Source organism: Hyphomicrobium sp. (assembly GCF_036780825.1).
Lineage (GTDB): Bacteria > Pseudomonadota > Alphaproteobacteria > Rhizobiales > Hyphomicrobiaceae > Hyphomicrobium_C.
Window position 1 is genome coordinate 1 of record NZ_DAIQCD010000022.1, and the last position, 26957, is coordinate 26957.

24 protein-coding genes, 1 pseudogene and 1 riboswitch are annotated in these 26957 nt (G+C 64.5%); of the genes and pseudogenes, 15 read left to right on the forward strand and 10 right to left on the reverse strand.

Translation table 11 applies throughout. The features are described from left to right. Nucleotides 1-260, forward strand: a 260-nt coding sequence (locus V7P99_RS10125; RefSeq protein ID WP_333794693.1) for a hypothetical protein, incomplete at its 5' end; no start/stop codon positions are given. 49 nt (nucleotides 261-309) lie between these two features. Here V7P99_RS10125 and V7P99_RS10130 read toward each other — a convergent pair. Then, the gene (locus V7P99_RS10130) at nucleotides 310-1512 is read right to left on the reverse strand and encodes a pyridoxal-phosphate-dependent aminotransferase family protein (protein WP_333794694.1); all 1203 of its coding nucleotides are present in this window, start codon (nucleotides 1510-1512) and stop codon (nucleotides 310-312) included. A gap of 250 nt (nucleotides 1513-1762) precedes the next feature. After that, the gene (gene ubiG, locus V7P99_RS10135) at nucleotides 1763-2548 is read right to left on the reverse strand and encodes a bifunctional 2-polyprenyl-6-hydroxyphenol methylase/3-demethylubiquinol 3-O-methyltransferase UbiG (protein ID WP_333794695.1); all 786 of its coding nucleotides are present in this window, start codon (nucleotides 2546-2548) and stop codon (nucleotides 1763-1765) included. Between the two features lie 314 nt (nucleotides 2549-2862). On the opposite strand from ubiG, the gene V7P99_RS10140 reads away from it, so the two are divergent. From V7P99_RS10140 to V7P99_RS10160, 5 genes are all read left to right on the forward strand, one after another. Then, nucleotides 2863-4125, forward strand: coding sequence for an aspartate kinase (locus V7P99_RS10140; RefSeq protein WP_333794696.1), 1263 nt, complete (start codon nucleotides 2863-2865; stop codon nucleotides 4123-4125). Nucleotides 4126-4292: 167 nt separating this feature from the next. Continuing rightward, complete coding sequence (gene ptsP, locus V7P99_RS10145) at nucleotides 4293-6554, forward strand: phosphoenolpyruvate--protein phosphotransferase (RefSeq protein ID WP_333794734.1); 2262 nt, start codon at nucleotides 4293-4295, stop codon at nucleotides 6552-6554. A gap of 30 nt (nucleotides 6555-6584) precedes the next feature. After that, nucleotides 6585-7670, forward strand: coding sequence for a peptide chain release factor 1 (gene prfA / locus V7P99_RS10150; protein WP_333794697.1), 1086 nt, complete (start codon nucleotides 6585-6587; stop codon nucleotides 7668-7670). Next, nucleotides 7660-8568 (forward strand): peptide chain release factor N(5)-glutamine methyltransferase, encoded by a 909-nt coding sequence (gene prmC / locus V7P99_RS10155; RefSeq protein WP_333794698.1) that lies wholly within the window; start codon nucleotides 7660-7662, stop codon nucleotides 8566-8568. Before prfA ends, prmC begins: the two co-directional genes overlap by 11 nt. 538 nt (nucleotides 8569-9106) lie before the next feature. After that, on the forward strand, nucleotides 9107-9922 hold the full coding sequence (locus V7P99_RS10160; protein WP_333794699.1) for a DUF4167 domain-containing protein: 816 nt from the start codon (nucleotides 9107-9109) through the stop codon (nucleotides 9920-9922). Between the two features lie 176 nt (nucleotides 9923-10098). Here V7P99_RS10160 and V7P99_RS10165 read toward each other — a convergent pair whose 3' ends face one another. The 3 genes from V7P99_RS10165 to moaA form a co-directional block, all read right to left on the reverse strand. Next, entirely contained in the window at nucleotides 10099-10695 is a 597-nt protein-coding gene (locus tag V7P99_RS10165; RefSeq protein ID WP_333794700.1) for an NnrU family protein, read from the reverse strand. Nucleotides 10696-11020: 325 nt separating this feature from the next. Next, a complete protein-coding gene (locus tag V7P99_RS10170) occupies nucleotides 11021-11164 on the reverse strand; it encodes a hypothetical protein (RefSeq protein ID WP_333794701.1) in 144 nt (47 codons plus the stop codon). 196 nt (nucleotides 11165-11360) lie between these two features. Beyond that, nucleotides 11361-12407, reverse strand: coding sequence for a GTP 3',8-cyclase MoaA (gene moaA, locus V7P99_RS10175; RefSeq protein WP_333794702.1), 1047 nt, complete (start codon nucleotides 12405-12407; stop codon nucleotides 11361-11363). A gap of 217 nt (nucleotides 12408-12624) precedes the next feature. Between moaA and V7P99_RS10180 the strand changes: the two genes are divergently transcribed. After that, nucleotides 12625-14325, forward strand: coding sequence for an OFA family MFS transporter (locus V7P99_RS10180; RefSeq protein WP_333794703.1), 1701 nt, complete (start codon nucleotides 12625-12627; stop codon nucleotides 14323-14325). A gap of 110 nt (nucleotides 14326-14435) precedes the next feature. Continuing rightward, the gene (locus tag V7P99_RS10185) at nucleotides 14436-14756 is read left to right on the forward strand and encodes a hypothetical protein (RefSeq protein WP_333794704.1); all 321 of its coding nucleotides are present in this window, start codon (nucleotides 14436-14438) and stop codon (nucleotides 14754-14756) included. A 95-nt stretch (nucleotides 14757-14851) separates the two neighbouring features. Here the strand turns inward: V7P99_RS10185 and mobA are convergent, their stop codons facing one another. Beyond that, nucleotides 14852-16072, reverse strand: coding sequence for a molybdenum cofactor guanylyltransferase MobA (gene mobA / locus V7P99_RS10190; protein WP_333794705.1), 1221 nt, complete (start codon nucleotides 16070-16072; stop codon nucleotides 14852-14854). Between the two features lie 144 nt (nucleotides 16073-16216). On the opposite strand from mobA, the gene V7P99_RS10195 reads away from it, so the two are divergent. Beyond that, entirely contained in the window at nucleotides 16217-17338 is a 1122-nt protein-coding gene (locus tag V7P99_RS10195; protein ID WP_333794706.1) for a TRAP transporter substrate-binding protein, read from the forward strand. A gap of 16 nt (nucleotides 17339-17354) precedes the next feature. On the opposite strand, the gene V7P99_RS10200 is transcribed toward V7P99_RS10195, so the two are convergent. Both V7P99_RS10200 and hpt read right to left on the reverse strand, forming a co-directional pair. Further along, nucleotides 17355-17714, reverse strand: coding sequence for a response regulator (locus V7P99_RS10200; RefSeq protein WP_333794707.1), 360 nt, complete (start codon nucleotides 17712-17714; stop codon nucleotides 17355-17357). Between the two features lie 43 nt (nucleotides 17715-17757). Then, the gene (gene hpt, locus V7P99_RS10205) at nucleotides 17758-18309 is read right to left on the reverse strand and encodes a hypoxanthine phosphoribosyltransferase (RefSeq protein ID WP_333794708.1); all 552 of its coding nucleotides are present in this window, start codon (nucleotides 18307-18309) and stop codon (nucleotides 17758-17760) included. A gap of 324 nt (nucleotides 18310-18633) precedes the next feature. Here hpt and ftsE point away from each other — a divergent pair, with 324 nt between their 5' ends. From ftsE to V7P99_RS10235, 6 genes are all read left to right on the forward strand, one after another. Then, entirely contained in the window at nucleotides 18634-19290 is a 657-nt protein-coding gene (gene ftsE / locus V7P99_RS10210) for a cell division ATP-binding protein FtsE (protein WP_333794709.1), read from the forward strand. After that, the gene (locus V7P99_RS10215; RefSeq protein ID WP_333794710.1) at nucleotides 19274-20419 is read left to right on the forward strand and encodes a cell division protein FtsX; all 1146 of its coding nucleotides are present in this window, start codon (nucleotides 19274-19276) and stop codon (nucleotides 20417-20419) included. The genes ftsE and V7P99_RS10215 overlap by 17 nt, the downstream gene beginning before the upstream one ends. 293 nt (nucleotides 20420-20712) lie before the next feature. Continuing rightward, nucleotides 20713-21354 (forward strand): YdcF family protein, encoded by a 642-nt coding sequence (locus tag V7P99_RS10220; RefSeq protein WP_333794711.1) that lies wholly within the window; start codon nucleotides 20713-20715, stop codon nucleotides 21352-21354. Between the two features lie 31 nt (nucleotides 21355-21385). Beyond that, entirely contained in the window at nucleotides 21386-22120 is a 735-nt protein-coding gene (locus tag V7P99_RS10225) for a lysophospholipid acyltransferase family protein (RefSeq protein WP_333794712.1), read from the forward strand. 151 nt (nucleotides 22121-22271) lie between these two features. Further along, the gene (locus V7P99_RS10230) at nucleotides 22272-24728 is read left to right on the forward strand and encodes an adenosylcobalamin-dependent ribonucleoside-diphosphate reductase (RefSeq protein ID WP_333794713.1); all 2457 of its coding nucleotides are present in this window, start codon (nucleotides 22272-22274) and stop codon (nucleotides 24726-24728) included. A gap of 260 nt (nucleotides 24729-24988) precedes the next feature. Continuing rightward, nucleotides 24989-25471 carry a hypothetical protein gene (locus V7P99_RS10235; RefSeq protein WP_333794714.1) on the forward strand — a complete coding sequence of 161 codons (483 nt, stop codon included), beginning with the start codon at nucleotides 24989-24991 and terminating at the stop codon, nucleotides 25469-25471. A gap of 66 nt (nucleotides 25472-25537) precedes the next feature. Here V7P99_RS10235 and crcB read toward each other — a convergent pair whose 3' ends face one another. Further along, nucleotides 25538-25918, reverse strand: a complete 381-nt coding sequence (gene crcB / locus V7P99_RS10240; RefSeq protein WP_333794715.1) for a fluoride efflux transporter CrcB — start codon at nucleotides 25916-25918, stop codon at nucleotides 25538-25540. A 75-nt stretch (nucleotides 25919-25993) separates the two neighbouring features. After that, a riboswitch (Fluoride riboswitch) is annotated at nucleotides 25994-26054 on the reverse strand. Nucleotides 26055-26230: 176 nt separating this feature from the next. Continuing rightward, nucleotides 26231-26815: pseudogene (locus V7P99_RS10245) on the reverse strand (gamma-glutamylcyclotransferase); the annotation flags it as partial. Nucleotides 26816-26957: the final 142 nt, after the last annotated feature.

Sequence of the window (26957 nt, forward strand, 5' to 3'; positions counted from 1 at the left end):
TCGTCAACGTCTTCATCGGGCCGCAGGGCGTCGTCGAGGAAGCGCACTTCAACGGGGTGCATCACGGCGAGCTGATGGGGTTGCCATCCACCGGGCAGCCGGTCGAGTTCGATGTTGTGCTGCTGTTCCCGTGGGACGCCGTGAAGAAGCGCTTCAAGGGCGAGCGCATCTACTTCGCCATCGAGCACAATCTCCTGGCCAACGTCGGTCAGCTTCTTCGCCGCATGAACCGCAAGCTCGATATCGCCGAACAGCAATAAGCACGCCCGGCCCGGCATACTGAGCCGTAGCCTAAGCACGGCGGGCGCTTCACGCGGCCTTGGCAGCAGCTGGCTGGCAGGCATCCGCGATGTACGCCATTGCGGCCTGGGCGCCGCCTTTCCGGTGCGGAATGCCAGCCAGCTCGAGACCCATCTCGACGCCGGACAGGGCTCCGAGGATCGTGAGATCGTTCGTGTCGCCGAGATGGCCGATACGGAATGCCTTGCCGGCCAGCCTGTTGAGGCCAGTGCCCAGCGACATGTTGAACGTCTCGAGTACGATCTTGCGCAGGTGGTCGGCGTTGTGGCCATCGGGCACGAGCACGGTCGTGACGGCGGGGCTCTCGTATTTTGCCTCGCGGCAGTTCACTTCGAGCCCCCACGCCCGCACGGCGATGCGGGTGGCCTCTGCTAGGCGCGCGTGGCGGGCGAGCACGTTCTCGAAGCCTTCTTCGTGAAGGAGGCGGATCGCTTCATCGAGGCCGTAAAGGAGGCCTGTCGCCGGCGTGAACGGAAAGAAGCCGTCGTCGTAGAAGGCGAGCTGGTCCGCCCACGAGAAATAGGAGCGGGCGAGCGTCGCCGTCTTCGAAGCGGCAAGGGCTTTCTCCGAGACCGCCGTGAAGGAGAGGCCCGGTGGCATCATCAGACCCTTCTGCGATCCGGAGACCGTCACGTCGATGCCCCACTCGTCGTGACGCAGGTCGGCGGCGGCGAGACCGGAGACAGAATCGGTCATCAGCAGCGCCGGATGGTTGGCCGCATCCATGGCACGGCGGACGTCATCGAGCCGCGTCATGCAGCCGGTCGAGGTCTCGTTATGGACAACGCACACGGCCTTGATGGCTTTCGCGTCGTCCCTCCGCAGGTGGGTTTCGATTTCGTCGGCGTCGGCTCCGGTGCGCCAGTCCGTCTGGATCACCTCGGCGCGCAGTCCCAGGCGGTCCATCATCTCTTTCCAGAGCACCGCGAACTGGCCTGTCTCGACCAGCAGCACGCGGTCGCCGGGCGATAGCGTGTTGGTGAGGGCAGCCTCCCACGCGCCCGTGCCGGACGAGGGATAGATGATGACCGGGTTCCGGGTCTTGAACACCGTCTTGACCCCGGCGAGGACGCGCTTTCCCAGTTTTTGAAACTCCGGGCCGCGGTGGTCCAGAATCTGGCGCGCCATGACGGCGATGATGCGTTCAGGGACAGGCGTCGGACCGGGGATTTGAAGGAAGTGGCGGCCCGGCTGGCGTGGCTCGTTCGACATAGGTCGGTATCCCTTCTCCACTCGCCGCACAGCGCCTCCTGGCCAGCGGAGAGGCGGCTCCGAGGCGAAGGGATTTGCCGATCTATTGGTTCATGCGAGTGTGGCCATTAGGAACGAAGACCGAAAAACACGTCAAGCGCGATCATGCAGGCAAGGGTGCGGCATGGCGGACATTTTTTCATCAGGGTGCGGTTGCACTGATCTTGATGAGATTGAATTTCTGTTCAGGTAGTATTTTGGGAAAATTATTCTAAGAACTCAAGTGAGGGTTCGGACGCGCGGCCGAAACGAGATAGTTCACGCTCGTGTCGGAGGACAGACGCCATGTATCGCTCAGGGGGCTGTAGACGAAACCCTTGAAGCGCGGCGCGGCGAGATCCGCTTGCGCCATATGGCTGCCAAGCTCGTCCGGCGTGACGAACCTCTCCCACTGGTGCGTCCCGCGGGGCAGCCAGCCGAGCACGTATTCCGCGCCGACGATGGCCAGCGCGTAGGCCTTCATGGTTCGATTGATGGTGGACAGGATGAGCAGCCCGCCCGGGCGTACGAGGCCGGCGCAGGCGGTGACGAAGGCCGCCACGTCGGGCACGTGCTCCACCACCTCGAGCGAGATTACCGCGTCGAACTCAGCACCCTCCGCGGCTAGATCCTCCACGGTGGCGGTACGGTAATCGATGGCGAGCCCCTGCGGCTCGGCATGGGCGCGGGCGATGGCGATATTCTGTTCGCCCGGATCGATGGCGGTCACCCGCCCGCCGAGCCTAGCCAGCGGCTCCGACACGAGGCCGCCGCCGCAGCCCACATCGAGCACGGAAAGTCCCTCGAAGGGGCGGAGGCCGCGCGCCTCGAGGCCGAAATGGCGCTCCAGCTCCTCGCGGATGAACGCTAGCCGGACCGGGCCGATCTGATGCAGCGGCCGGAATTTCCCAGTCGGATCCCACCATGCCTTGGCCAAGGCCTGAAAACGGGCCACCTCGGCCGCGTCGATGTTGCCCGACGGGGCCGTCTCGGGGAGTTTGCTCGGGATTTCGATCATGGATTTGAACGTGCCAGGGTGCGCGAGATTGTCAACGCCGTGAGAGTTGCGGCTATGTCCCGTTCCCGGTAATAGAACGCCGCAAAGGGTAGACACTTGTCGCCTTTGGCGGCCAGCGGCTATCAGGCCGCCGCTTCGCCTCCGGGTACGTCTTCCGAGCCGTTCCCATTCAAGTGGATCGGGGGCGACTCTAAGTCTTTGTTTGATCGAGCTTCTTTCGGAAAACCGGGCTCCGCTTTTCCGGAGGCACTCTAGAGACGCTGTTCCCCCAAGGGACCGGCTTCCCAAAACCGGGGGGCGAGGCAGTTTAGGCCATGGCTATTGTCGTGATGAAATTCGGCGGGACGTCCGTCGCCGACGTCGGGCGAATCAGGAATGTCGCGCGCCACGTTAAACGTGAGGTCGATGCCGGCAACAAGGTGGCCGTGATCGTCTCCGCCATGGCAGGGGCCACCAACCAGCTCATTGCCTGGGCCAACGAAGCTTCGCCCTTTCATGACAAGCGCGAGTATGACGCCATCGTGGCCTCAGGCGAGCAGGTGACGGCCGGGCTGACGGCCATCGTGCTGCAGTCGATGGGCATCAAGGCGCGCTCGTGGCAGGGCTGGCAGGTGCCGATCCGGACTGATGGTGCTCACGGCTCGGCGCGGATCATGGATATCCCCGGCGAGGATCTGAGGCGTGCCCTGGACGAAGGCGAGGTCGCCATCATCACTGGCTTTCAGGGGGTCGAGCCCGGGAGCAACCGCATCGCCACCCTCGGACGGGGCGGATCGGATACCAGCGCGGTGGCGGTGGCGGTGGCGCTGGAGGCGGATGTCTGCGACATCTATACGGACGTGGACGGTGTCTACACGACCGATCCGCGTATCGTCTCTAAAGCACGGCGCCTCCCAAGAGTGAGCTACGAGGAGATGCTGGAGATGGCGTCTTCCGGCTCTAAGGTCCTACAGACCCGCTCTGTCGAGCTTGCGATGGTGCACCACGTGAGGACGCGCGTTCTTTCGAGTTTCGCCAAGCCGGAGGAGATGGCTCCGGTGAAGGTTGGCGAACTCGAGGATATTGGGACAATCGTTTGCGGCGAGGATGAGATTATGGAAAGCGAAGTCGTCAGCGGCATCGCCTACGCGCGCGATGAGGCCAAAATCACCATGCTCAAGGTCGAGGATAAGCCGGGCATTGCCGCCCGCATCTTCGGCCCGCTCTCCGATGCCTCGATCAACGTCGATATGATCGTCCAGAACGTCGCCGCCGATGGGCGGCACACGGACATGACGTTCACGGTTCAAGCGGCCGAGCTGCCGCGCGCGCTCAGCGTGCTCGAGGCGGCAAGGGAGGATATCGGCAACTTCGAGCTGAAGAGCTCGGATGGCATCGCCAAGGTGTCGGTGATCGGCATCGGCATGCGCAGCCACGCCGGCGTTGCGGCGCAAATGTTCAAGGCGCTGGCTGAGAAGGGCATCAATATTCTTGCGATCTCGACGTCCGAGATCAAAATCAGCGTTTTGATCGATGCCGCGTATGCGGAGCTTGCGGTCAGGACGCTGCACAGCGTGTACGGGCTCGACGCGGCCTGATGTGGCGTGGGATGCGTCGAGATCCGGCTGCCTGTTTCGGCAGCCCTCTCCGCATTCGTGCTCGATTTGACGTATAACGGCCCTTGGCCGTCTCCCTCCGGAGGCGCCGGGATTCAATGTAACGGCCACCGCTCATGCACTCGAGACGCGGCGACGAGCCCCGTATGATGCCTTCCGAGCCGGCGCTGCGTGTCATCATGCGCCGGCTGCGCGACATCATGGCCGAACCCGCCGTGGATGGGCAGGAGCGGCTGGACGGGATCGTGCGCCAGATCGCCGGCGTCATGGTCGCCGACGTCTGCTCGATCTATCTGCGGCGTCAGGACGGCTCGCTCGAATTGTTCGCGAGCGAGGGTCTCAACCCCGCGGCCGTCCACACGACCATGCTGAAGCGCGGCGAAGGGCTCGTCGGCCGCTGCGCCGAGTTCGGGGTGCCGATCAACGAGCCGGATGCGGCGAAGCATCCGGCCTTCTCCTACCGGCCGGAGACGGGCGAGGAGGTCTACCATTCCCTCCTTGCAGTGCCGATCCAGCGCAGCGGGGACGTGCTCGGCGTGCTGGTGGTGCAGAACCGCGCCGCCAGGGAATACTCCGAGGAGGACGTGGAGGTCATGCAGGCGACGGCCATGGTCGTCGCCGAGCACCTCGTGTCGGGCGCCGTTTCCGGTGTCGGTTCGGCGATCGAGCTTTCGCGGCAGCTCTCCCGCGTCATTCACGGCGAGCCGATCTCGGACGGCATCGCACTTGGCCATGCCATGCTGCACGAGCCGCGCATCGTGGTGACGAAGCTCGTCTCGGACGACCCGGCGACGGAGCTGAGGCGGCTCGATGATGCGCTTCTCGAGCTCAAGACCTCGCTCGACGATATGCTGAGCCATGAGCTCCTTTCGGGGGCCGGCGATCACCGGGACGTGCTCGAGGCGTATCGGATGTTCGCGCACGACCGCGGCTGGGAGCGGCGGCTGCGGGAGGCCGTGCAGAGCGGCCTCACTGCGGGAGCGGCGGTGGAGCGCGTGAAGAACGGCACGCGGGCGCGTATGCTGACCCGCCCGGATCCCTTCTGGCGGGAGCGGCAGCGCGATCTCGACGATCTCTCCGACCGGCTGCTGCGCATTCTTGCGGGTGCGTCATCCGGGCCGCTCGACCCGCAGGAAATGCCAGCGGACACCATTCTCGTGGCGCGGACCATGGGGCCGGCGGAACTCATCGATTACGACCGCACGCGATTGCGTGGCCTCGTCCTCGAGGATGGCAGCGGGCAAAGCCATGTGGCCATCGTCGCCAAAGCGCTCGGCATTCCGGCCGTGGGCCAAGCGGTGGGTATCGTCGAACGCGTGTCGGCGGGAGATGCCATCATCGTCGACGGCGTGATCGGCGAGGTGCACGTACGCCCCGACACCGAGGTCATCTCGGCGTATACGGACAAGGTGCGCTTCCGTGCGCGCCGGCAGAAGCAGTATGAGGCGCTGCGCGACCTACCGGCCGTGACGATGGACGGCGAGAGCATTGCGCTTCACATCAATGCCGGGCTCCTGGCCGATATGCCGCATCTCAGGGAATCGGGCGGGGACGGCATCGGACTGTTCCGCACCGAGCTGATGTTCATGCTCTCGCACAGCCTGCCGCGGGTGGACCGCCAGACGCAGGCGTACCAGGCGATCCTCGAGGAGGCCGACGGCAAGCCCGTGGTCTTCCGCTCGCTCGACATCGGCGGGGACAAGGTGCTGCCCTATCTGTCGCACGTGCCCGAGGAGAATCCTGCGATCGGATGGCGGGCGGTGCGCATGTCGCTCGACCGGCCGGCGCTGTTCCGGATGCAGATGCGCGCCCTCATTCGGGCGAGCGCCGGGCGCGATCTCAAGGTGATGATCCCCATGGTCTCGGTGGCGACCGAGATGGACGAGATCAAGGTTCTGATCGACAAGGAGCGCGAGCTCGCCGTCAAGCGGGGCGGCACGCTGCCCGCCACGATCCAGATCGGCACCATGATCGAGGTGCCGAGTGTGCTGTTCGAGCTCGATGAGCTGCTCGCGCGTGTCGATTTCGTATCGGTCGGCAGCAATGATCTCACGCAGTTTCTTTTCGCCGCGGACCGGTCCAACGCGCGCATGGTGAACCGGTTTGACGCTCTGTCGGTGGCGTCACTGCGCGCCTTGAAGCTCGTTGCGCGCGCCTGCCGCCGGCATCGGACGCCACTCACGCTTTGCGGCGAGATGGCGGGGCGCCCCATCGAGGCCATGGCGCTGATTGGTCTCGGCTTCCGGTCGCTTTCGATGGCTCCGGCGTCGATCGGGCCCGTCAAGACCATGATCCGGGCCCTCGATGCGGGTGCGATCACAGCCCTTCTCGATGAGCTGCTTGCGGGGCGGACAGGCAGCCTGCGCCAGGACCTTGAGGATTTCGCCGACCGTCACGGCATCGAACTATAGATCAGGCGATCGACTGCCGTATAAGGACCCATGAGCCTCATCCCGAAAGAAAAGCTGGCGCGGCTGATCGAGCGCTACGAGACCATCCAGGCCGAGCTCAACGAGGGCGCGTCGCAGGCGGTCTACGTCAAGCTGACCAAGGAGCTGTCGGACCTGCAGCCGCTGATCGCGGTTGTGCGCGAGCTCGAGGCTGCGGAACAGGAGCAGCGCGATCTCGAGGCGCTTGTGCGCGACCCCGGCCAGGACAAAGACATGGCCGAGATGGCCCGCGAGGAGCTGGACCAGATCGGCGCCCGCATCGAGGCGATCGGACACCGGCTGCGTGTGCTGCTCCTGCCCAAGGACGCGGCCGACGAGAAGAGCGCCATCCTCGAGGTGCGCGCCGGCACCGGCGGTGACGAGGCGGCGCTGTTCGCGGCCGATCTCTTTCGCATGTACCAGCGCTATGCGGACGCCAGGGGATGGAAGACGGAGATCATCTCCGTCTCCGAGAACGATCTCGGCGGCTATAAGGAAATCATTGCCTCGATCACGGGGAAGGGCGTGTTCGCGCGCCTGAAATACGAAAGCGGCGTGCATCGTGTGCAGCGGATCCCGGCCACTGAAAGCGGCGGACGGATCCACACCTCGGCGGCAACGGTCGCCGTGCTGCCCGAAGCCGAGGACATCGATATCGACATCAAGGCGGATGACATCCGCATCGACACCATGCGTGCGGGCGGGGCCGGCGGGCAGCACGTCAACAAGACCGACAGCGCGGTGCGCATCACGCACCTGCCCAGCGGGATCGTCGTCGTCTCGGCCGAGAAGTCGCAGCATCAGAACCGGCGCCTCGCCATGCAGGTGCTGCGTTCGCGCCTGTTCGAGCTCGAGCGGGGACGTGCCGACAGCCAGCGTAGCGAGGCGCGCAAGAGCCAGGTGGGTTCGGGCGATCGCTCGCAGCGAATCCGCACCTACAATTTTCCACAGGGGCGCGTCACCGATCACCGCATCAATCTCACGGTGCATTCGATCGACCGCGTCATGGAAGGCATCGGGCTCGATGAGATCGTCGATCAGCTCATCGCCGAGCATCAGGCCGAAGCGTTGGCGGCCATGGAAAGCCATGGCGCGTGAGGCGGAGGCCGGCTTCGTGCCGCTCGCCGGCCTTTCGGCCCGCGAGGCGATGGCCGCGGTGACGCAACGGCTCGATGCCGCTGGGATCGAAGGTGCGGCGCGGGATTCGCGCCTGCTGCTGCTCGAAGCACTCGCCATATCGGGCACGGATCTCCTTCGGGAGCCCGAGCGGCGGCTTTCGGAGGAGGACGGCGCGCGCCTTGACGGCTTCGCGGCGCGACGGGCGGCGCGCGAGCCGGTGTCACGCATTCTTAGCGAGCGCGGGTTCTATGGGCGCACGTTCCGCATCTCGCCGGCGACTCTTGATCCGCGCCCATGCACGGAAACGGTTGTCGAGGCCGCGCTCGAGGTTGCCGAGGCGGAGGGATGGCGGAGCAAACCCATTCGGATCCTGGATGTCGGAACGGGCTCGGGAGCGCTTCTCGTGACGCTTCTCGCGGAACTGCCGCTGGCGATCGGCGTTGGTACGGACATCAGCGATGCGGCGCTTGGTATGGCGCGCGAGAATGCTGAGCGTCTCGGCGTTGCCTCGCGGGCGAGGTTTCTCAACCGCCACATGCTTGAAAATGTGGACGGCCCTTTCGACATTATGGTCTCCAATCCGCCATACATCCCGACGGGCGACATCACGAGCCTCGAGCCTGAAGTTAAAATCTTCGATCCGCTTGCGGCGCTTGACGGCGGGGTGGATGGCCTCGCTTTCTACCGGGAGCTTGCCGGAGGGCTGAAACGCTGCGTGCCGGAAGGCTGGGCGCTCCTCGAAGTGGGCGCTGGACAGGCCGCTGCCGTCGAGGCTCTGTTCCGGCGGATCGGGGCCCCGAATGCCCCGCAGGAAACGAGGACGTGGACCGATCTCGGCGGCCATGTCCGCTGTGTGGCGGTGCGGACACATTGTTAGGGATGACGGTAAAAACGCTTGGATTTGATGCGCAGTGGCGCTAATGTAGCGGCAGAAAGTTTAGCTTCATGCGCAACTCGTTTGACAACGGCTTGATAACAGGCTGTCATCATTTACGCGCATGATCCGGTGCAAGACGGGCGGATGACTGTCACCTGGCGCTGCTTGACAGCAGGCGCGTGGCGGCAATGCAAAGAGCCGATTGCGCTAGCGCTCCTCCCTTTCGGACATGCAGCTGTCGTTCGGGCAAATGAATAGAGATTGATCTGGATGGCGGGCGCAGGAGCTCGCATGGCGCCAGATCGTTGCGCACACTGTCTTCGTGGAGTGGGCGGTTGGCGTTCGCTGTCACGAGGCCATGTGCGCGCCGGGCGACCGGCTTGGCCTTCGCATCGTGGCGCTGGCCTCGGGCTGCAAGGTCCGAAACCGTCATGGTGGGTAAAGAACGCGGCTGAGGCCGCGAGGGACTGGCTAACATGCTGCCAAGCGTGCGCGCGCGGCAGTGCTCAATTTTCACAACGTGTCGAGAATGGAGCCCATGAGGCAGGGACAGCAGAACCGCAGAGGACGCGGCCGCAGCAATAATAATAATAATCAGAACCGTAAGGGTCAGAATCCGCTGACGCGAAGCTTCGAAAGTACGGGGCCCGACGTCAAGCTGCGCGGCACGCCTGCTCATATCGCCGAGAAATACATCGCCCTCGCACGGGACGCGCAGTCCTCGGGCGATCCGGTGCTGGCCGAGAACTATCTGCAGCACGCCGAGCACTATAACCGCATCATCATGGCCTATCGTGAGCAGCAGATGGCCCAGGGCGGAGAGATGCCGAATGGCGTCGGACGTCCGCGCCCGGCCGGGCTCGGCGAGGCGCCGATGGGCGAGGATTTTGGCGAGGAAGAGGGCGATCTCGGTTCGGACGCCCAGCCGCAGGCGGCCTTTCCGCTGCAGGCGCGTGAAGGGGGCCAGTCGCGCCATTATGAGGGATCGTCGCGCTACGAGGGCGGGGGACGACCGTTCCACAGCCGCGAGCGCCAGGGTGGAGATCGCGGCGAGCGGAGCTACTCCGATCGGCCCGAGAGAGGCGACCGGGAGCGTGGTGAGCGCTATCCGCGTGCCGAACGTCCGGAGCGCATCGAGCGTGCGGACCGGCCCGACCGGGCGCCGCAGCCGGACATTGCCGTAGAGACACCGCCACGTCGCGAGCGCCAGGCTGCTGTGCCGCATCATGAGCAGCCCGAGTTCCTGCGGCGGCCGGTTCGCCGTCCGCGGCGCGAGGCTGCTGCGGTCAGCGAAGGTGAAAGCGCCGCAGCGGCGCCCGCTCCGACGCCGGCCGTTGAGAGCAGCGGCGACTAAATTTCAAGAGACCGCCTCAGGCTTCGTGTCTTAGAGCCGTTCCGGGTGGAACCCGGGGACGGCTCTAAGCTTTTGCGGAAACTTGCTTTTCTCCAGAAATCCGGCCCCGCTTTTCGGGAAGCCCTCTGGAGCCATCCCGGTTTGACGGAAGCGGCTCCAGCTTTAATTTGCTTCGATCAGGCCGCGCCGTAGCCGAAGCTGACGATCGGCACGCCGATCAGTGCGCCATGACCCCAGATCAGCATCAGCGCATAAAGCGCGAGGCCCCCTGCGACGACGAGCACGTCACCCATGACGCCGGCCGGCGGGGCGGGGAGCGTCACGCCTGGGCGGCGCTTGACCGAGATCCGGTCGTACACGGCGAAGGCGAGAAAGCTGCCGAACAAGACCAGGGCGCCGAGATCGCCGTTCACGAGCAGGTGCGCCAAGGCCCAAAATTTAATCGCCGCGAGCATCGGATGCTTGGCCGCCGAGCGAATACGCGAAGGCACGAAGGCGGCGACGATCAGGATCATTGCCGGAACCATCAGGAGGAACGCGATGTGGCGCGTCCAGGCCGGAGGATCCCAAAGCACAGGGTTCTTGCCCGGCATGATCTGAAGCTTGTGATAGCCGATGACGATCAGGACGAAGCCGGCCAGAGCAAGAGCCGAGAAGCCGATCCGATAAGCCGTCGCGCCGAACCGGTCTACGAGGCCCGCCCGCAGGCTTGGAGAAGTCGGTACCAAGTGGGCCGCGAAAAAAAGGATGAGGCCGAGAATCAAGGGAAGCATGCGGATAATCCTCGTCGTGTCATGGAACTGGAGGCGCCGGGCGCGCGTTGATCGTGCCGGACTTATCCCTGCAGCAGTTCAAAGGGAAGGGCGATGCGGCGCAAAGTGGGCCGCTGCTGCTTAGCATATTGTTTCGGGGGCGCACATGCGCCTGGACACGCGCCTCGGAGAGGCTCCTTCTGTGGACAACGGCTGGACAGAGCCGTCTTGGCGCCAAACGCAAGGCTTGCGGTCGCCCGCTCGGCCACGCTCTCTGGGTGCTGCCTTGCGGCAGGCCGGATTCGCCGAGGCGGCGCCCGAGCCGCGGCCGGTCAAACGTCCCGGCTCAGATATCGTAGCTGTCGACCGTGACGGAAGCGGCGCCGGCGACGCCGAGATCCGAGATCTTGCTCCCCTGATCAGCGGCCGGTCCCGTTGGCGGTTGTTTCTTGCGCAGCCGGCCGATGACAGCGTGGTCTCGCCCCTGCATCAGGACGACGGCGTCGTTTCTCCGCCACCTTGGCTCCGGGCTGCGCGGCGCGGAAGACGAACTCGCCTGCTCAGGGCCTGCGCTTGGATGACGACGCTCGTCATCGCTGGCTCGATCATTGGCATTGCTGGGCGTTATCTGGCGGTCGTTCCTCCTGGCTTCGACTGAAGCCTCTTCCCGCCTTTTGCTTGTCTTGTCAGCCGCCGGTGACGCTCATGTGCCGCCCGAGAGCAGGTTGCTTCCGGCGACGGTCAATGACGAAGTCGTGCCCTTTTGGCTTGCGGGCGATCGCGGCATCGATGGCCTCGAACAAGGGGCCATTGTCCGGGCTTGCGCGGAGAGGCGCGCGCAGGTCGGCTGCATCCTCCTGGCCGAGGCACATGTAGAGGGTGCCGGTGCAAGTGACGCGCACCCGGTTGCAGCTTTCGCAGAAGTTGTGCGTCATCGGTGTGATGAAGCCGAGGCGCCCGCCGGTCTCCTTGACGCGGACGTAGCGGGCGGGGCCGCCAGTGCGGAACGGAATGTCCTCGAGGGTCCAGCGATCAAGCAGCCGCGCCCGCACGATGGACAGCGGCAGGTACTGATCGGTGCGATCGCCTTCGATCTCGCCAAGCGGCATGGTCTCGATCAGCGTCAGGTCATGGCCGTTGCCGTGGGCGAAGCGGAGGAGGTCGTCGATCTCGTCCTCGTTGACGCCCTTGAGCGCCACAGCGTTGATCTTGATTGAGATCCCGGCGCGCCGTGCGGCGTCGACGCCTTTCAGGACGGCCGAAAGATCGCCCCAGCGGGTGATGGCTTTGAATTTCTGGGCATCGAGCGTGTCGATGGAGACGTTGATGCGGCGCACGCCCGCCGCCTTAAGATCACCGGCGTACTTTTCGAGCTGGCTGCCGTTGGTGGTGAGCGTCAGCTCCTCCAGGCGTCCGGTTTCGAGGTGCCGGGCGAGGGCCCGGAACAGGGACATGATGTTCTTGCGCACCAGCGGCTCGCCGCCTGTAATGCGCAGCTTCCTGACGCCCTTGCTGATGAAGGCGGAGCACAGCCGGTCCAGCTCCTCGAGGGTCAGCAGGTCCTTCCTGGGCAGGAAGGACATATGCTCGCTCATGCAGTAGACGCAGCGAAAGTCACAACGGTCCGTCACCGAAACACGCAAATAGGTCACGTGCCGGTTGAACGGGTCGATGAGCGCGGCAGGGGTTGCTGCTTGGCTCTCGCCGGAGGGGAGGGGGGTCGTGACGCTCATTCTGGCTCGCCACCTTCGTTATCCGTGGGCGGCAAGCCGTTCGGATAATTGGGAACGCTGCCGCCATTCCGCATCGCGGCCTCGTTACCTAAACTAGCGCCATTGGCGGCGGCATCAAGTCCTGTGTGTACTTGTGTCACCACCCGGCCCGCGATAGAGGTACGGCCAAACGCCCGAAAAACAGGGCGCTATAACATGGCTTAGGGGATAAACGCTTATGGCGAGCATCGATGATGCCTCGGTTGCACGACCTGTGCCGGGGTGGCTTGATCGTGAAGCGATCGTTGCCAAACCGGGGTTCAACCGCTGGATGGTTCCACCGGCGGCGCTTTGTATTCACCTCTGCATCGGCATGGCCTATGGCTTCTCCGTCTTCTGGAAGCCATTGCAAGGCGCGCTCGTCGGGGCCGATGGCACGCCGATCGCCGAGTGCTCGGCCGGCGCGGTCACTTTCGCCGAGAAGGCGGCCGGAACACTACGCGCGCTCACGGCTACGGACTGTAACTGGAGCCAGTTCGATCTCGGCTGGATGTATACCTTCTTCTTCGTGCTGCTCGGCGTCTCCGCCGCCATCTGGGGTGGCTGGCTCGAGCGCGCGGGACCGCGGAAGGCCGGGCTCGTCTCCACGCTCTGCTGGTGCGGTGGCCTCTTGATCGCCGCCGCGGGCGTTTACACCCACCAGTTGTGGCTGATGTGGGTGGGCTCTGGAATTATCGGCGGCATCGGCCTCGGGCTCGGCTACATCTCGCCTGTTTCCACCCTGATCAAATGGTTTCCGGACCGGCGCGGCATGGCCACCGGCATGGCCATCATGGGCTTCGGCGGAGGGGCCATGATCGGCTCGCCGCTTGCGACCTTCCTCATGGACAGCGTCTACAAGACGGATGCCGATCCGGGAGTCTGGCAGACCTTCGTTACCATGGCAGCGATCTACACTGTATTCATGGTCATCGGGTCGTTCGGCTATCGCCTGCCGCCTGCAAGCTGGAAGCCTGAGGGATGGCAGGCCGCCAACGGGCGGGCCATGGTTACCGATAACCATGTCCATCTCAAAGATGCGCACAAAACCGCCGCCTTCTGGCTGATCTGGACCGCGCTTTGCGTCAACGTCTCGGCGTGCATCGGTATCATCGGCGCAGCCTCGCCCATGCTGCAGGAGACGTTTGGCGGCGCGCTGGCTGGCGCGCCCGGGCTCGGCTACGAGGACCTGAAACAGAATGCGGAGCTCGCTGCGGCCGCGGCGGCCGTGGGCGCTGGCTTCGTCGGCCTCATCTCGCTGTTCAATATCTTCGGCCGTTTTGCTTGGGCGACGTCATCGGATTATCTCGGCCGCAGGCTCACTTATTTCATCTTCTTCGTTCTCGGAGCGGCCCTCTACGTGCTCGCGGCCTTCGCCGCAGACTGGAAGATCATCGCACTGTTCGTGCTTTGCTTCTGTGTCATCGCCTCCATGTACGGCGGCGGCTTCTCCACGGTGCCAGCCTATCTCGCCGACATCTTCGGAACTCAGTTCGTGGGAGCGATCCACGGGCGGCTGCTGACCGCATGGTCGACGGCAGGAATCGTCGGCCCGGTGATCGTCAACTATCTGCACGATACGCGTCATGCCGAGGGCATCCCGGCTGACCAGCTTTACGGCGCGATCTTCTACATCCTCGCCGGAATGCTCGTGATCGGCTTCATCGCCAACCTTCTGGTGCGGCCGGTGGATCCGAAATGGCATATGAGCGAAACAGAGGTTGCGGCCGAGCAGGCCAAGCTCAAGGTTGCGGCCGACGGTCCGGACACGGGAGGCTCCTATGGCATTGGCAAAGGGGGCCTGGATGGCAAGGCAGCTCTCTTCTGGACCCTGGTTGGCGTGCCCATCGTCTGGGGCGTCTGGCAGACGCTCGAGAAGGCGCTGGTGTTTCTTAACTAGCGCACCGTCCGATCCGAAAAAATCGGGTCTGACACACTAGGCTTTCTCCTCCCACCCATGACGATAAGGGCAATCGAGGAGAGTGTCCGGTGCAGCGTGGAAAGACGGCCATGGCAGGAGGACGCGTTGCGGCTCTGATCGCAGCGCTCCTCCTCAGTGTCGCGGACGGACGCGCCATTGAGCGCAACGCGAGCTCAGCGGCCAGACCGGCGCCGATTTCGCCGCAGCGCGCGCTCCTCGTGCGGCTCGATGAACGCGAGAGTGCGGACGAGAAACACGCAAAAGATAACAGCGCCGCGTCAGCCGGGCTTCGCCTGTCTCTCGGCCATAACGGCGTTTTCCGCGCAGGCGGGGTGACCGCAGCGCTGTCGATCGCGTGCCTCGCCTTGTGGTTTTCCGCCCGCCGCCGCTTGACCCCTGAGCGCCGCTAGAGTGCTTACGGAAAAGTGGGAACCGGTTTTCCGGTAAGAAGCAGGGCCGAACAAAAGCTTAGAACCGCTTCTCTAAGCGCCCGTCGGCGTATCTATCAGGCCGTCTGGGGAGGATCCTTCCGCGTCGCCATGGCGATGATCAGATCAGCGAGCCCTGGCGCATCGTCGAGAGCAAATGACGGGACGTGTGAAACCGTCTCGGGGGTGTCTGTTGCAACAGCGATGACGAGCGGATCCGCGGCGGCCAGCGGTGGCCCTTCGCTCTGGCCCGTACGGCGCACCTCGATCTTGGGGATGGTGGCGCGTTTCATGCCTTCAACGATGATGATGTCCACTGGCGCCAGCGCGGTCACGATGGTGGCGAGGGGCGGGTCCGGCTGCTTTCGCCATGCAAGCGGGGACGCGTCGTGGATCACGGTCCAGCGCTGGGGCGAAACGAGCGCCACCCGCGTCGCGCCGGCGCTGCGATGGCGCGCGCTGTCGGTGCCCTCTGTTTCCTGCTCGATGTCGTGATGGCTGTGCTTGATCGTCGCCACCCGATAGCCTCGGCGGGCGATCTCGGTAACGAGCTTGGTGACCAGCGTGGTCTTTCCCGAGTTCTTCCAGCCGGCAACGCCGATCACGAATGGAGAGCCGCCGGATTCGGAATCGGACGTCTCCGCCAGCATCGTTTCAGCAAGCGCCAGGTCCTCGGACGTATTGATGTTGAAAAACGGATCGATCGCCTGGCCGTTGATCTCGAGATCAGTAAACGGCACGGCCACCGCGCGAAGGCGGTCCACCACCGTCTCGGCCTTGCGGAGTCCCTGGGCGAGCGCCGCCTCGATCTCCGCAGCCGCTTCCATGCGCCATAGGGCGATCACGTGGTGGCGTTGCCCGCGCGATTGAGCGGCCGCCACCATTGCCGAGCTATCCGCATGCAAGGCTTGATGCAGCCGCGACGCGAGATCGCCCGGCAGAAATGGGACGTCGACCGAGGCGCTGAGGACGGCGCGCACCTCGGGCTTCTCGCGCGCGAACCAATGAAGCGCCGCCAGTACGCCGGCGAGGGGGCCGGCAAAATCCGTGGTCTCGTCCGCGACGACCGGAAGGCCGAGATGGGCGAAGCGTGCAGGATCGCCGTTGGCATTGAGGATTAGCGTTCCAACCTGCGGCGAAAGGCGGGATACGGCGCGTGCAGCGAGCGCGCGTCCGCCAAGTGAAACGAGCGCTTTGTCGACGCCGCCCATGCGGCGGCCGAGCCCTCCAGCGAGCAGAACGCCTGCCGTCTCTCTCATGGATGAGCGGCTTTCGGGTTCCTTCTGAGGTCTCTTCATCGAGGCTCCTTTGGTGACGGCGACACGCAAAACCTACTCAACGCATGCGTGAGCGCAACGGCTCGCGAAGGCCCCGGCCCGCTTCATTGTCTTTGCGGGCAGGGCGCGTCTATAGTCCGCCGCCGAAACAGGGCAGGGAAGCCGATGAAAAAATTCGACCGCCGGAAGTTCCTCAAGGTCGCAGGCGCCGGAGGCGCGGCTTCGGCGGTCGCCGCCTGCGAGCCGCCGGCGGCACCGGCGATCGTCGAGAGCATGCCGAGCCTCAGCTGGCGCATGACCTCGAGCTTTCCGAAATCGCTCGATACCATTTACGGAGCAGCCGAGATCTTCTCCCGTTACGTGGCGGAGATGACGGACGGGCGGTTCAATATCCAGGTCTTCGCCGCGGGCGAGATCGTGGGTGGCCTCCAGGCCGCGGATGCCGTGTCGAACGGCACCGTGGAGGCCGCGCATACGGCGTCCTACTACTACTGGGGCAAGGATCCGACGTTCGCCATTCCCACCTGCATTCCCTTCGGCTTGAACTGCCGCATGCAGAACGCCTGGATGTATGAGGGCGGCGGCATCGACCTCATGAACGACTTCTATAAACCCTACAACTTCTTCGCATTGCCGGGCGGCAACACGGGTGCGCAGATGGGCGGCTGGTTCCGGAAGGAGATCAACACGCCGGAGGATTGGAAGGGCCTCAAGATCCGCATCGGCGGTTTCGGCGGCGCGATCATGTCGCGGCTCGGCGCGGTGCCCCAGCAGATCGCCGGCGGCGACATCTATCCGGCGCTCGAGAAAGGCACCATCGACGCCGCAGAATGGGTCGGGCCTTATGATGACGAGAGGCTCGGCTTCTCCCGTGTGGCCCGCTACTACTATTATCCAGGCTGGTGGGAAGGCCAGGCGATGCTGCATTTCTTCATCAATCTGGAGAATTGGAACCGCCTGCCCAAATCCTATCAAACGATCGTGCGTGCTGCGGCAGAGACGGCAAATACGGTGATGACGGCGCGCTACGATATGCAGAACCCGGCGGCGCTGCGGCGCCTGGTGCAGGGAGGCGCCATTCTGCGGCCGTTTTCCGAGGAGGTTCTCGATGCCTGCTTCAAGGCCTCGAACGAGATCTATGCGGAGCTTTGCGCCAGCAACGCCAACTTCAAGAAAATATATGATGCGATGACCGCCGTGCGCGCCGAAGGCTTTCTCTGGTTCCAGGTCGCAGAGCACACGAGTGACACGTATATGATGATCCAGCAGCGCAAGGATGCGCTATAGCCCTCGACCTTTCGCCCTACCTGAGCAGCGTGCGCACGGCCGAGCGGACCTGCTCGAGCGTGAACGGCTTCATGAGAACGCCAAGGCGGGGCGCCGCGAGCGCCTTTGCGCGTTCCAGCTCTTCGGCAAAGCCCGACATCAGAAGAAGTGGCAGTGCCGGTCGGCTGACGAGCGCGTGGCGTGCCAGAGAAATGCCATCCAGCCCCGGCATGTGCACGTCCGATACAAGCGCATCGAACGATGCATCGGAGGTCAGCGTCTCCAGCGCTTCCGCGCCATCTTGGGTGACGGTGAGCTCATGGCCGTCCGACTCGAGTGCGCGCCGGACGAGATCGCGGGTCGCCTGGTCATCGTCAGCAAGAAGAATGCGCGCCATGCCGTTCTCCTCAAGCGGCCGTCAGGCCTTGCGTCCGATGCGATTACTCTTTGGCCATGCGACCGACGAACGGCAGCTCGCGATAGCGGTGGGCGACGTCCATACCGTAACCGACGACAAATTCGTCGTCGCTTTCGAAGGCGCGAAAATCGGCCGCCACGTCGACCGCGCGCGCAACCTTCTTGTCGATCAGGACGCAGGTCAGGATCGTGCTCGCGCCGCGGGCGGCGATGAGATCCTTGGCGAATACGAGCGTGCGCCCGGAATCGAGAACGTCGTCGATGAGGATCACGTTGCGATCTTCGACGCTGAGGTCGAGATCACGCAGGATCTCCACCTTTCCGAGAGACGTCCGGCTCTTGCGGTAGCTCGACAGGGCGAGGAAATCCACCTCCGGCTCGAGGCCGGTCCGGTAGAGCGCGCGAATGAGATCGGCCGCGAATACGAAGCTGCCCTTGAGCACGGCGACGACCAGCGGCCGCTCGAGTTTGCGCGCGGCGATCTCCTTGGCCAGACCCTCAAGGCGGACGGCGATGGCGTCCGCCGAGTGGATGATCTCGACGTCGGGTGGCGCACTGGCGTCTCGTTCCGTCATTCTGGCGTCCTTGTCTTCCCGGTGGCGAACTTGTCATGCGAATTTGTCATGGGGCCGCACCTTAGGCCAAATTCGGCCGGATATCATGTATCTGGCCCAACGTCCTTGCCTGCGATCACGTTCGCGGCCAGGCGTTTGGCTCCGTTTCCGGGGCAAACCGGCATTCCGGAGCGGCGAGCCGCCGCCCCGCACGATGCCGCACGGAAGATGTGTACATGCCCCCGCCATATTCATAGCAGATTGATACTGGCCGCGCCTTCCCGCATATAGAGCGCTTGGCCACACACCCGAATCCTTGAGCTTGATCCCGGAGCCAGCCGTCCCGTGATTCGATTGACGAATGTCGGTCTCAAGTACGATCGGGGCCCGGAGGTTCTGTCCGATGTCAGCTTCCATCTGAGGCCCGGCTCGTTTCACTTCCTCACCGGCCCATCGGGCGCGGGCAAGAGCTCGCTGCTCAGGCTGCTCTTCATGTCGCTGCATCCGACGCGCGGCGAGATCCAGCTCTTCGGCCAGGACGTGAGCCACATCACCACCGGCAAACGGGCCCCACTGCGGCGCCGCATCGGCATCGTGTTCCAGGATTTCCGCCTGCTCGAGCACTTGACGACATGGGAGAACGTCGCGCTTCCGCTGCGCGTGATCGGTAAGCGCGTCGACGACTACAAAGAGGACGTGACCGATCTCCTGCAATGGGTCGGCCTCGGCGACCGCATGCATGGCTATCCGTCCGTGCTGTCGGGCGGCGAGAAGCAGCGCGCGGCCATCGCCCGTGCGGTGATCGGCAAGCCGGAGCTGCTGCTCGCGGACGAGCCGACGGGAAACGTCGATCCGCAGATGGCGCGGCGCCTGCTGCGCCTCTTCATCGAACTCAACCGGCTCGGCACCTCGGTGCTGATCGCCACGCACGACCATCAGCTTATGCGTCAGTTCAAAGCCCCACGACTGGAGCTGCACGAGGGCCATGTCCGGATCGTATGACAGACCCGATCGTCCTCCGATGCGGGGGCCCGATCCCAATCGCATGCCGGATTATGGGCCCTATGAGGACGCGGTGACGCAGGGAGGCCGTGCCGCCGCGCCGCCGCATGGCGACTACACGGCCTATGAGCCCGAGGGCGTTTCGGGCGCGGATGCGGGGCCGGCAAGCGACTATGATCATGCGTCCCATGCCGCCCATACGCCGCCGCGTGAGGCTCGCAAAACGGAATCGCTGGCCGCGCCGATCGTGCCCGCAGGCTCGGTGACCGGCCGTTCGCTAACCCTCGTGATCACGATCATGTGCTTCCTCGCCTGCCTCACGGTGGGCGCCGTCTATATGATCCGCCAGTCCGCCAATGCTTGGCTCAAGGACATCGCCAGCGAGGTCACCGTTCAGGTGCAGGCCCGGGATGGCACCGATACGGATCGCGTGGTGCAGGACGTGGCAACCTATCTCGGGCGGCAAAGCGGGATCGCCAAGGTGACGGTCATGTCCGCGGCGCAGTCGGCTCAGTTGCTCGAGCCCTGGCTCGGCCAGATCGAGGGTCTCGAGGCGCTGCCGCTGCCACGGCTGATCGCGCTCGAACTCGACCGCGCGAGTGCGCCGGATATCGAGGCCGTCCGGGCCGGTCTCGCAAGCCAGTTCCAGGGCGCGACGCTCGACGATCACCGCCGCTGGCGACAGCAGATCGCAACCATCACCAACAGCTTTGCGCTCGGCGGCGTGGCGATCCTCGCGCTCGTCGCGATGGCGACGACGGCGATCATCGTCTCCGCGACCAGGAGCGCGATGGCGTCCAATCGCGAGATCGTCGAGGTGTTGCACTTCGTGGGCGCCACCGACCGCTTCATCGCGCGCGAGTTCGAAAAGCACTTCCTGCGCCTTGGGGTGCGCGCCGGGCTCGTGGGGGCGGCCCTCGCCATCGCCGTCTTCGTCTCCATGCCGGCCGCTATCCAGATCATGGGCGGCGGGGCAATGACCCTGACGGAGCTTCACCGCCTCGTCGGCGCCGGCACGCTCGACACGGCGGGGTTCGTTCTGATGGGAATTGTCGTTGTCGTGATCTCGGCGCTCTGTATGCTGACCTCGGGCGTGGGCGTCTTCCGCATTCTGAACAGCCGGCATTAGGATGCCGGGCAAGCGCCAGGGCGTTCCCGCCGCCCCGCCGCCAAGCACGACCGGACACAGCCAAGGCTAAATCAGCTAGTGTGATGATCGAAAAATTCGCCGCATCGATCTGAAACAACCTCCTAGCAAGTCTAAGGTTCTAGTGTCTCTCATGATTCCGAAGTTCGCTCCGGGGCCTCGCCGCGAACACTGGCGATCTTCGGAATCATGAGGGACACTGGTCTCCTGCTGGGGCTCGGTGACCGGCCTCATGCTGGCGACGAGGCCGAGCCTCCATTGGGCCGGACGAGCACATGGTCTTGAGACGCATCATTATCGGCATGGCCGGCGGCGCGATGGCAATCGTGGCGTTCGGCTTTATCGTCTTCGCCAACGCCGTCACGCGCGAGCCCGATCCCCAGTACGCCAGCGCGGACGGCATCGTCGTGCTCACCGGTGGCCAGATACGGATCTCGGAGGCCGCGCGCCTGCTGGCGGAGAGGCGCGGTGCGCGGCTCCTGATCTCAGGCGTGAATCCCAAGATCGGCCGCGCGTCGCTATTGAGAATCTCGGCGCTCGATGAGGAAACCTTCAATTGCTGCGTCGACCTTGGCTATGAAGCCTTGAATACGGTCGGCAACGCGGATGAGACGCGGCGCTGGGCGGAGGCGCTCGGTTACGATCGGCTGATCGTGGTCACGGCGAGCTATCATATGCCGCGGAGCCTCGCGGAGCTTGCCCGTGCCATGCCGGGAATCGAACTCATCCCTCATCCCGTGGCCCCTGATGCCGTGCGCCGGGGCGCCTGGTGGCTTGATCCCGCGGCCGCGCGGCTTCTCGCCTCCGAGTACATCAAGTTCCTGCCTGCGGCCGTGCGGCTGGCCGTGGCACGCGGGATGGCTCCATGGCAAGCAGCGCCCGTTACCGCCGCGTCCGGCACACCACCGAAATCCTGACCCCTTTTCCTCAATCGTTAGCAAATCCGCGATGCTTCTCCTCCGTTCCCTGCTGTTCACTCTCGCCTTCTACGTGACGACAGCGCTGTTCCTCGTGCTCGGCTCGTGGCTGCTGCTCGGGCCGCGAAGCTGGGCCATGGCGGGCCTCAGGACCCACGCTATCGTCTCCGTCTGGCTGCTCAAGATGATCGCTGGAACGAAGCTCGAGGTGCGCGGCCGTGAAAAGCTGCCAGGCGGCGCCGTGCTGGTTGTCTCCAAGCATCAGTCCGCGTGGGATACGTTCGGGCTCGTGCCCTTGTTCCGGGATCCGGCTATCGTGCTCAAGGACGAGCTCAAATGGATTCCGTTCTATGGCTGGTTCTGCGTCAAGTTCGAGCACATCCTCGTCAAGCGCGACAAGGCGGCCAGAGCGCTCAAGGCGATGATCGCAGATGCGCAACAGCGTGCAGGGCAAGGGCGCGAGATCGTGATCTTTCCCGAAGGCACGCGCCAGGCGCCGGGCGCACCGCCGGATTACAAGCCCGGCTATGTGGCCCTCTACGAGGCCTTGGGGCTCCCGTGCGTGCCGCTGGCGCTCAATTCCGGCCTCTTCTGGCCTCGTCGCTCTCTTCTCCGCCTGCCGGGCACGATCATCGTCGAGTTCCTCGATCCCATCCAGCCAGGACTTTCGCGCAAGGAATTCCGGGCTCTTCTGGAGGAGCGCCTCGAGGCGGGCGCGACGCAGCTGGTCGCGGAAGGGCGCCGGCAACTCGACGCGAACAAATGAGAACTAAAAGAGAACATTTCATTGACGGCCGCGGTCAGGCGACCTATATCTACAAGCCATTGGCTTAAGCGCGTTCACGCTCGACACGCATAATTGTACGCGCAAGGGAGTGAGTTCATTCGCCCGCTCTGAAGGGCTGGTTGAGGCCGCGATGAGGGATGCCCCCACATTTCTCGCACCGATTTCTGAGGAGATCTGGCAGCGCAAGTACCGCTTCGAGGGCGACGCGGCTCGAGACGAGACGCTGGCCGATACTTTCCGCCGTGTGGCCGGCGCGGCGGCCTCCGCGGAGAAAGGCGGCAAGCGCGGGCGCGCCCGATGGGCCGAGCGCTTCTACGAAGCGATGGCCGATTTCGGCTTCGTGCCCGCGGGACGCATCCTTGCGGGAGCGGGTACGGGGCGCGCCGTCACGCTGTTCAACTGTTTCGTCATGGGCCGGATCGAGGACGATCTCGGCTCGATTTTCGAGAACGTGAAAGAAGCAGCCCTCACCATGCAGCAGGGCGGCGGCATCGGCCATGACTTCTCGACACTGAGGCCCAAAGGGGCGCTCGTACATAGTATCGGCGCGGATGCGTCCGGGCCGGTGAGCTTCATGGACGTGTGGGATGCCATGTGCCGTACAATCATGTCGGCAGGCGCGCGCCGCGGCGCCATGATGGGCACGCTTCGCTGCGATCATCCGGATATCGAGGCTTTTATCGACGCCAAGGCCGATCCGTTGAAGCTGCGCAATTTCAACCTGTCGGTGCTGGTGACGGATGCCTTCATCACGGCCGTGCGCGCCGGGAAGCCTTGGGACCTCGTGTTCGGCGGCAAGGTGTTCAGAACGGTCGAGGCGCGCGCGCTGTGGGATCGCATCATGCGTGCGGCCTACGATTATGCTGAGCCGGGTGTGATCTTCATCGACCGCGTCAATGCGCGGAACAATCTCGCCTACTGCGAGGAGATTACCGCGACGAATCCTTGCGGCGAGCAGCCGCTGCCACCCTATGGCGCATGCCTGCTCGGCTCCATCAATCTGGCCGAGCTGGTGGAGGCGCCGTTCTCGGAGACCGCGAGCCTCAATTTTTCGCGTCTCGAGGAGCGGACACGGATTGCGGTTCGCTTTCTCGACAACATCATCGACGTGTCCGGCTATCCCCTGCCCGCACAACGGCAGGAGGCCATGGCCAAGCGGCGCATCGGGCTCGGCGTGACGGGACTGGCGGATGCGTTGATCGCGCTCGGCGTGCGCTATGGCTCGCCGGAGGCGGAACGCCTTGCAGAAAGCTGGATGCGCACCATCGAGTGCATGGCGTATCTGGCGAGCGCCGATCTCGCGGCGGAAAAGGGGGCTTTCCCACTCTACGATCGGGAGCAGTTTCTTGCTTCGCCCAATGTGCAGCGGCTGCCGGCGGATGTGCGAAACGCCATTTCCGAGAAGGGCATCCGCAACGGCTGCCTCACCTCGATTGCGCCTACGGGCACCATCTCGCTGTTTGCGGGCAACGTGTCGTCAGGCGTCGAGCCGGTGTTCGACTTCCGCTACGCGCGCCGTGTTCTTCGCCGGGATGGGACGGCGGCGATCGAGGAGGTGGAGGACCTCGCGCATGCGCGCTTCCGCCGTCTTGCCGGTCGGGATGCGCCGCTTCCGGACGCCTTTGTCAAAGCTGCGGACCTCACGCCGCGTGAGCATCTCGTGATGCAGGCCGCGCTGCAACGGCATGTCGATAGCTCGATTTCGAAGACGATCAACTGCCCGGCAGACATTTCGTTCGACGCGTTCAAGTCGGTCTACCTCGAAGCCTTCGATCTCGGTCTCAAAGGCTGCACGGCCTATAGGCCAAATCCGGTGACGGGCGCGGTGCTGTCGGCGCTCAAGCTGGCGACGGCTCCGGTTACGAACGGCAACGCTGCGGCCGGGGCAGAGGCGGATACGGAAGCCGAATCGGAGGTCGCTGCCGCCGAGCAGAAGTTTGCCGCGGCGCCCGCATCCGGGGCGGCTCCGCACATGGAAGCCGTGGCGGCGCGCCAGGGCGACGTCGTCTATATGGCGAAGCCCCTCGACCGTGATCCCGTGCTCGGAGGCTATACTTACAAGCTCAAATGGCCGGAGAGCGATCATGCGCTCTACGTCACGATCAACGATATCGAGAGCAATGGCCGGCGGCGCCCCTTCGAGATTTTCATCAATACGCGAAACCTTGAGCACTACGCGTGGACGGTGGCGCTGACGCGCATGATCAGCGCGGTATTCCGCCGAGGGGGCGACGTGGCCTTCGTTGCCGAAGAGTTGAAGGCCGTATTCGATCCGCAGGGCGGACGCTGGATGGGAGGGCGCTACGTGCCGAGCCTGCTCGCCGCCATCGGCGAGGTGATCGAGGCGCACATGAAGCGCATCGGTTTTCTTTCCGATCCTGATGCGATCGCGGAACCGCTCGCTTCCTCTGTGGCGGTCGCGCGCACCGGGGGCGAGGGCGCGGAAGGCCAGGGCCTCGTCCCGGAAGCGCTGGCGGGCGAGAGCCGGTCCCTCGGCCGCAGCTGCCCGCGTTGTGCGGTGCGGGCGTTCGTGAACGAGGAAGGGTGCTGGACCTGCCGGGCGTGCGGCTTCTCCCGCTGCGACTGAGGCAAGAGGCGTGTCTCCATCGATCCTCGAACGTGTCGGTTTCGTGACGGCCGAGATCTGGCGCATCGGGTCATGTTTCGGAAGCTGACAGCTCCGGCCGATTAAGGCACTGATTCCTCAGTGCGCTTCTTTTAGCGGGCGCGCGTCGATGGCGCTTGGGTCAGTACGCAACACACAAGGAGAGATGCCGCAAAATCACTGAGATCGAGCCATATTTAGGCTGAAAACATTGAGCATTCTCGAGGCATGAGTTCGGTTGCATGGAGAGCCGCGTAAACGGCAGGAACACCGAGATGGGAGCGCGCGTCATTCAACTCGCTGATGTCAGAGCCCGCCGCAACCCGGCTCCCGAGCTCGAGCCGTTGCACGTGAGAGACGAGGCGGACGACCGGGCCGGAGGCCGCGATCGCTTCCAGTTCTGGAGTGGTGCGTCAGGCCGGCGCTACGTTCACACGGTCTACGATCTTCTCGATTGCCCCGAGATCCCTGCGGCAAATTTTCTGCTCGTCCGCCGGGACGGCTCAGGCGATCGCTCGGTCCTGGCCATCGGCCACCTGAAGCATAAGGCGGCGTCGCTCAATCTCGCCGAGATCCGCCACCGCGCGGCGCGGCTTGGCGCCAACGAGGTTCATGTCCATTTGCTGGCGCTCTCGGCGCACGAGCGCTGCATGGTCGAGTTGGACCTTCGCGCCGGCCGCATCGATTGCGATCCGGATGAGATCATCTCGGCGACGCGGCACTGAACCGAACGCCGCCCACGCCATTTCAAAGTCGCGCCGATCTCTCGGAGACGGCGCGATTTATATTCCTCATCCGAGTGCCGCGCGCATCGCCCAAAGTGCGAGGAAGAGCCCGAGCACGGAGAGAGCGACACTGCCGATCACATAAGCGGCGGCGGCAAGTGTTTCGCCACGCTCGATCAGCAGCGCGGTGTCGAGTGAAAACGCCGAGAACGTCGTAAAGCCGCCGAGAATTCCGGTGGCAAGGAACAGGCTCAGCTCGGACGGGCCACCGCCGCGGAATGCAAACCATCCGGCAACGAGTCCCATGGCCGTCGAGCCAAGGACGTTGATGGTTAGAATGCCGTAGGGGAACCCGCTGCCGAGCAGCGCGGTGATCCAAATATTCATCACGTGCCGGAGCACGCCGCCAAGACCTGCACCCAGGAACACGATCATGGACGACGGCATGCGCACCTCCGCATTTTGGTTGTCGTTATGGCGTTCTTCGGAGGATAAGACGACATACTCCTACCCGCGCGAAAGCGCCCGGTAGGTGCCATCAGCCTTGCGGCGGTTGTCGGGAGGCCCCATTCCCATCTCACATAATTTGGCCCGTGCGCGCGGCCCTGGCAAGCCTCACCCGAGCTTGGCACGGTAGCCGAAGCGGTTCGCCCGAACCGGGCGCGGAGCGAGGAGCGGGCGTTTGGCCCAGGCCCGCGTTAGAGCGATCGTTGGCACGTGGGCGCCCCCTGCCACCGTGCGCCGGCGCGCAGCTTGTGCGCCCGTGAGCGCGAGCAGACGGGAAAGCCGCGGCTCGGCAATGCCGAGCGTCTCGAGATGGCAAAGCGTGCTCAGGAGATAGTCGAGGTTCGTGCCGCCGTGGCCAGCCGAGCGCCGGATCAGGCTGGCCGCTTGTTGAGGCGGCAGCATGCCGGCATAGGCGGGGTGCGCGCGCTCGGCGATATAGGCGATGGCCCATACCGTGCGCGCATCCTCGACGGGTTGAGGCATGGTGCTGTGTCCTTCGCCACTCGGCGGCGAAGCTGGCTCGTGGTGAAGATCGAGCGGCACGAGCGCCTCTCGGTAGACGCCATAGATCAGCTCGCGCCGGCGCAGGTAGGCCAAAACTTCATCCCGCTTTTCGGGCGCGATCCGGAAGGCCATGCCGTCGCACACGCCGCCCCGATCGAGGCCGAGCACGAGGCCGGGTTGGCGCTCGGTGCCGCGATAATGGATCGAATAGATGCAGAAAGCGCGATGATAGCCGGTGAGCCGGGCGCGGCGCGCCTCGATGAAGGGAAAACCCGGGTTCCACATCAGAGACCCGTAGCCGAATATCCATGCTTCGGCCGCGGTGACCGGCATCGTGCTGCTCCCCAAGCTCGAACGCATGCACGCCTTCGATGCAAGCGTGCTCAATCCGCTCGCCTGCGGCAAGAGCAGATCGCTTGCTTCGTTTCCGAAGAGCTTCTGCGTTTGAGAGACGGATTCTCGTTCTCGGTGGGTG

Coding starts and splice junctions, on each gene's coding strand:
- V7P99_RS10185 (WP_333794704.1), top strand. CDS start 14,436: ATGGCAGGAGGACGCGTTGCGGCTCTGATCGCAGCGCTCCTCCTCAGT.
- V7P99_RS10235 (WP_333794714.1), top strand. CDS start 24,989: ATGGAGAGCCGCGTAAACGGCAGGAACACCGAGATGGGAGCGCGCGTC.
- mobA (WP_333794705.1), bottom strand. CDS start 16,072: ATGAAGAGACCTCAGAAGGAACCCGAAAGCCGCTCATCCATGAGAGAG.
- hpt (WP_333794708.1), bottom strand. CDS start 18,309: ATGACGGAACGAGACGCCAGTGCGCCACCCGACGTCGAGATCATCCAC.
- prfA (WP_333794697.1), top strand. CDS start 6,585: ATGAGCCTCATCCCGAAAGAAAAGCTGGCGCGGCTGATCGAGCGCTAC.
- ptsP (WP_333794734.1), top strand. CDS start 4,293: ATGCCTTCCGAGCCGGCGCTGCGTGTCATCATGCGCCGGCTGCGCGAC.
- V7P99_RS10220 (WP_333794711.1), top strand. CDS start 20,713: ATGGTCTTGAGACGCATCATTATCGGCATGGCCGGCGGCGCGATGGCA.
- crcB (WP_333794715.1), bottom strand. CDS start 25,918: ATGCCGTCGTCCATGATCGTGTTCCTGGGTGCAGGTCTTGGCGGCGTG.
- V7P99_RS10225 (WP_333794712.1), top strand. CDS start 21,386: ATGCTTCTCCTCCGTTCCCTGCTGTTCACTCTCGCCTTCTACGTGACG.
- V7P99_RS10215 (WP_333794710.1), top strand. CDS start 19,274: ATGTCCGGATCGTATGACAGACCCGATCGTCCTCCGATGCGGGGGCCC.
- V7P99_RS10140 (WP_333794696.1), top strand. CDS start 2,863: ATGGCTATTGTCGTGATGAAATTCGGCGGGACGTCCGTCGCCGACGTC.
- V7P99_RS10160 (WP_333794699.1), top strand. CDS start 9,107: ATGAGGCAGGGACAGCAGAACCGCAGAGGACGCGGCCGCAGCAATAAT.
- V7P99_RS10180 (WP_333794703.1), top strand. CDS start 12,625: ATGGCGAGCATCGATGATGCCTCGGTTGCACGACCTGTGCCGGGGTGG.
- V7P99_RS10230 (WP_333794713.1), top strand. CDS start 22,272: ATGAGGGATGCCCCCACATTTCTCGCACCGATTTCTGAGGAGATCTGG.
- moaA (WP_333794702.1), bottom strand. CDS start 12,407: ATGAGCGTCACGACCCCCCTCCCCTCCGGCGAGAGCCAAGCAGCAACC.
- prmC (WP_333794698.1), top strand. CDS start 7,660: ATGGCGCGTGAGGCGGAGGCCGGCTTCGTGCCGCTCGCCGGCCTTTCG.
- V7P99_RS10200 (WP_333794707.1), bottom strand. CDS start 17,714: ATGGCGCGCATTCTTCTTGCTGACGATGACCAGGCGACCCGCGATCTC.
- V7P99_RS10195 (WP_333794706.1), top strand. CDS start 16,217: ATGAAAAAATTCGACCGCCGGAAGTTCCTCAAGGTCGCAGGCGCCGGA.
- V7P99_RS10165 (WP_333794700.1), bottom strand. CDS start 10,695: ATGCTTCCCTTGATTCTCGGCCTCATCCTTTTTTTCGCGGCCCACTTG.
- V7P99_RS10170 (WP_333794701.1), bottom strand. CDS start 11,164: ATGCAGGGGCGAGACCACGCTGTCATCGGCCGGCTGCGCAAGAAACAA.
- V7P99_RS10130 (WP_333794694.1), bottom strand. CDS start 1,512: ATGTCGAACGAGCCACGCCAGCCGGGCCGCCACTTCCTTCAAATCCCC.
- ubiG (WP_333794695.1), bottom strand. CDS start 2,548: ATGATCGAAATCCCGAGCAAACTCCCCGAGACGGCCCCGTCGGGCAAC.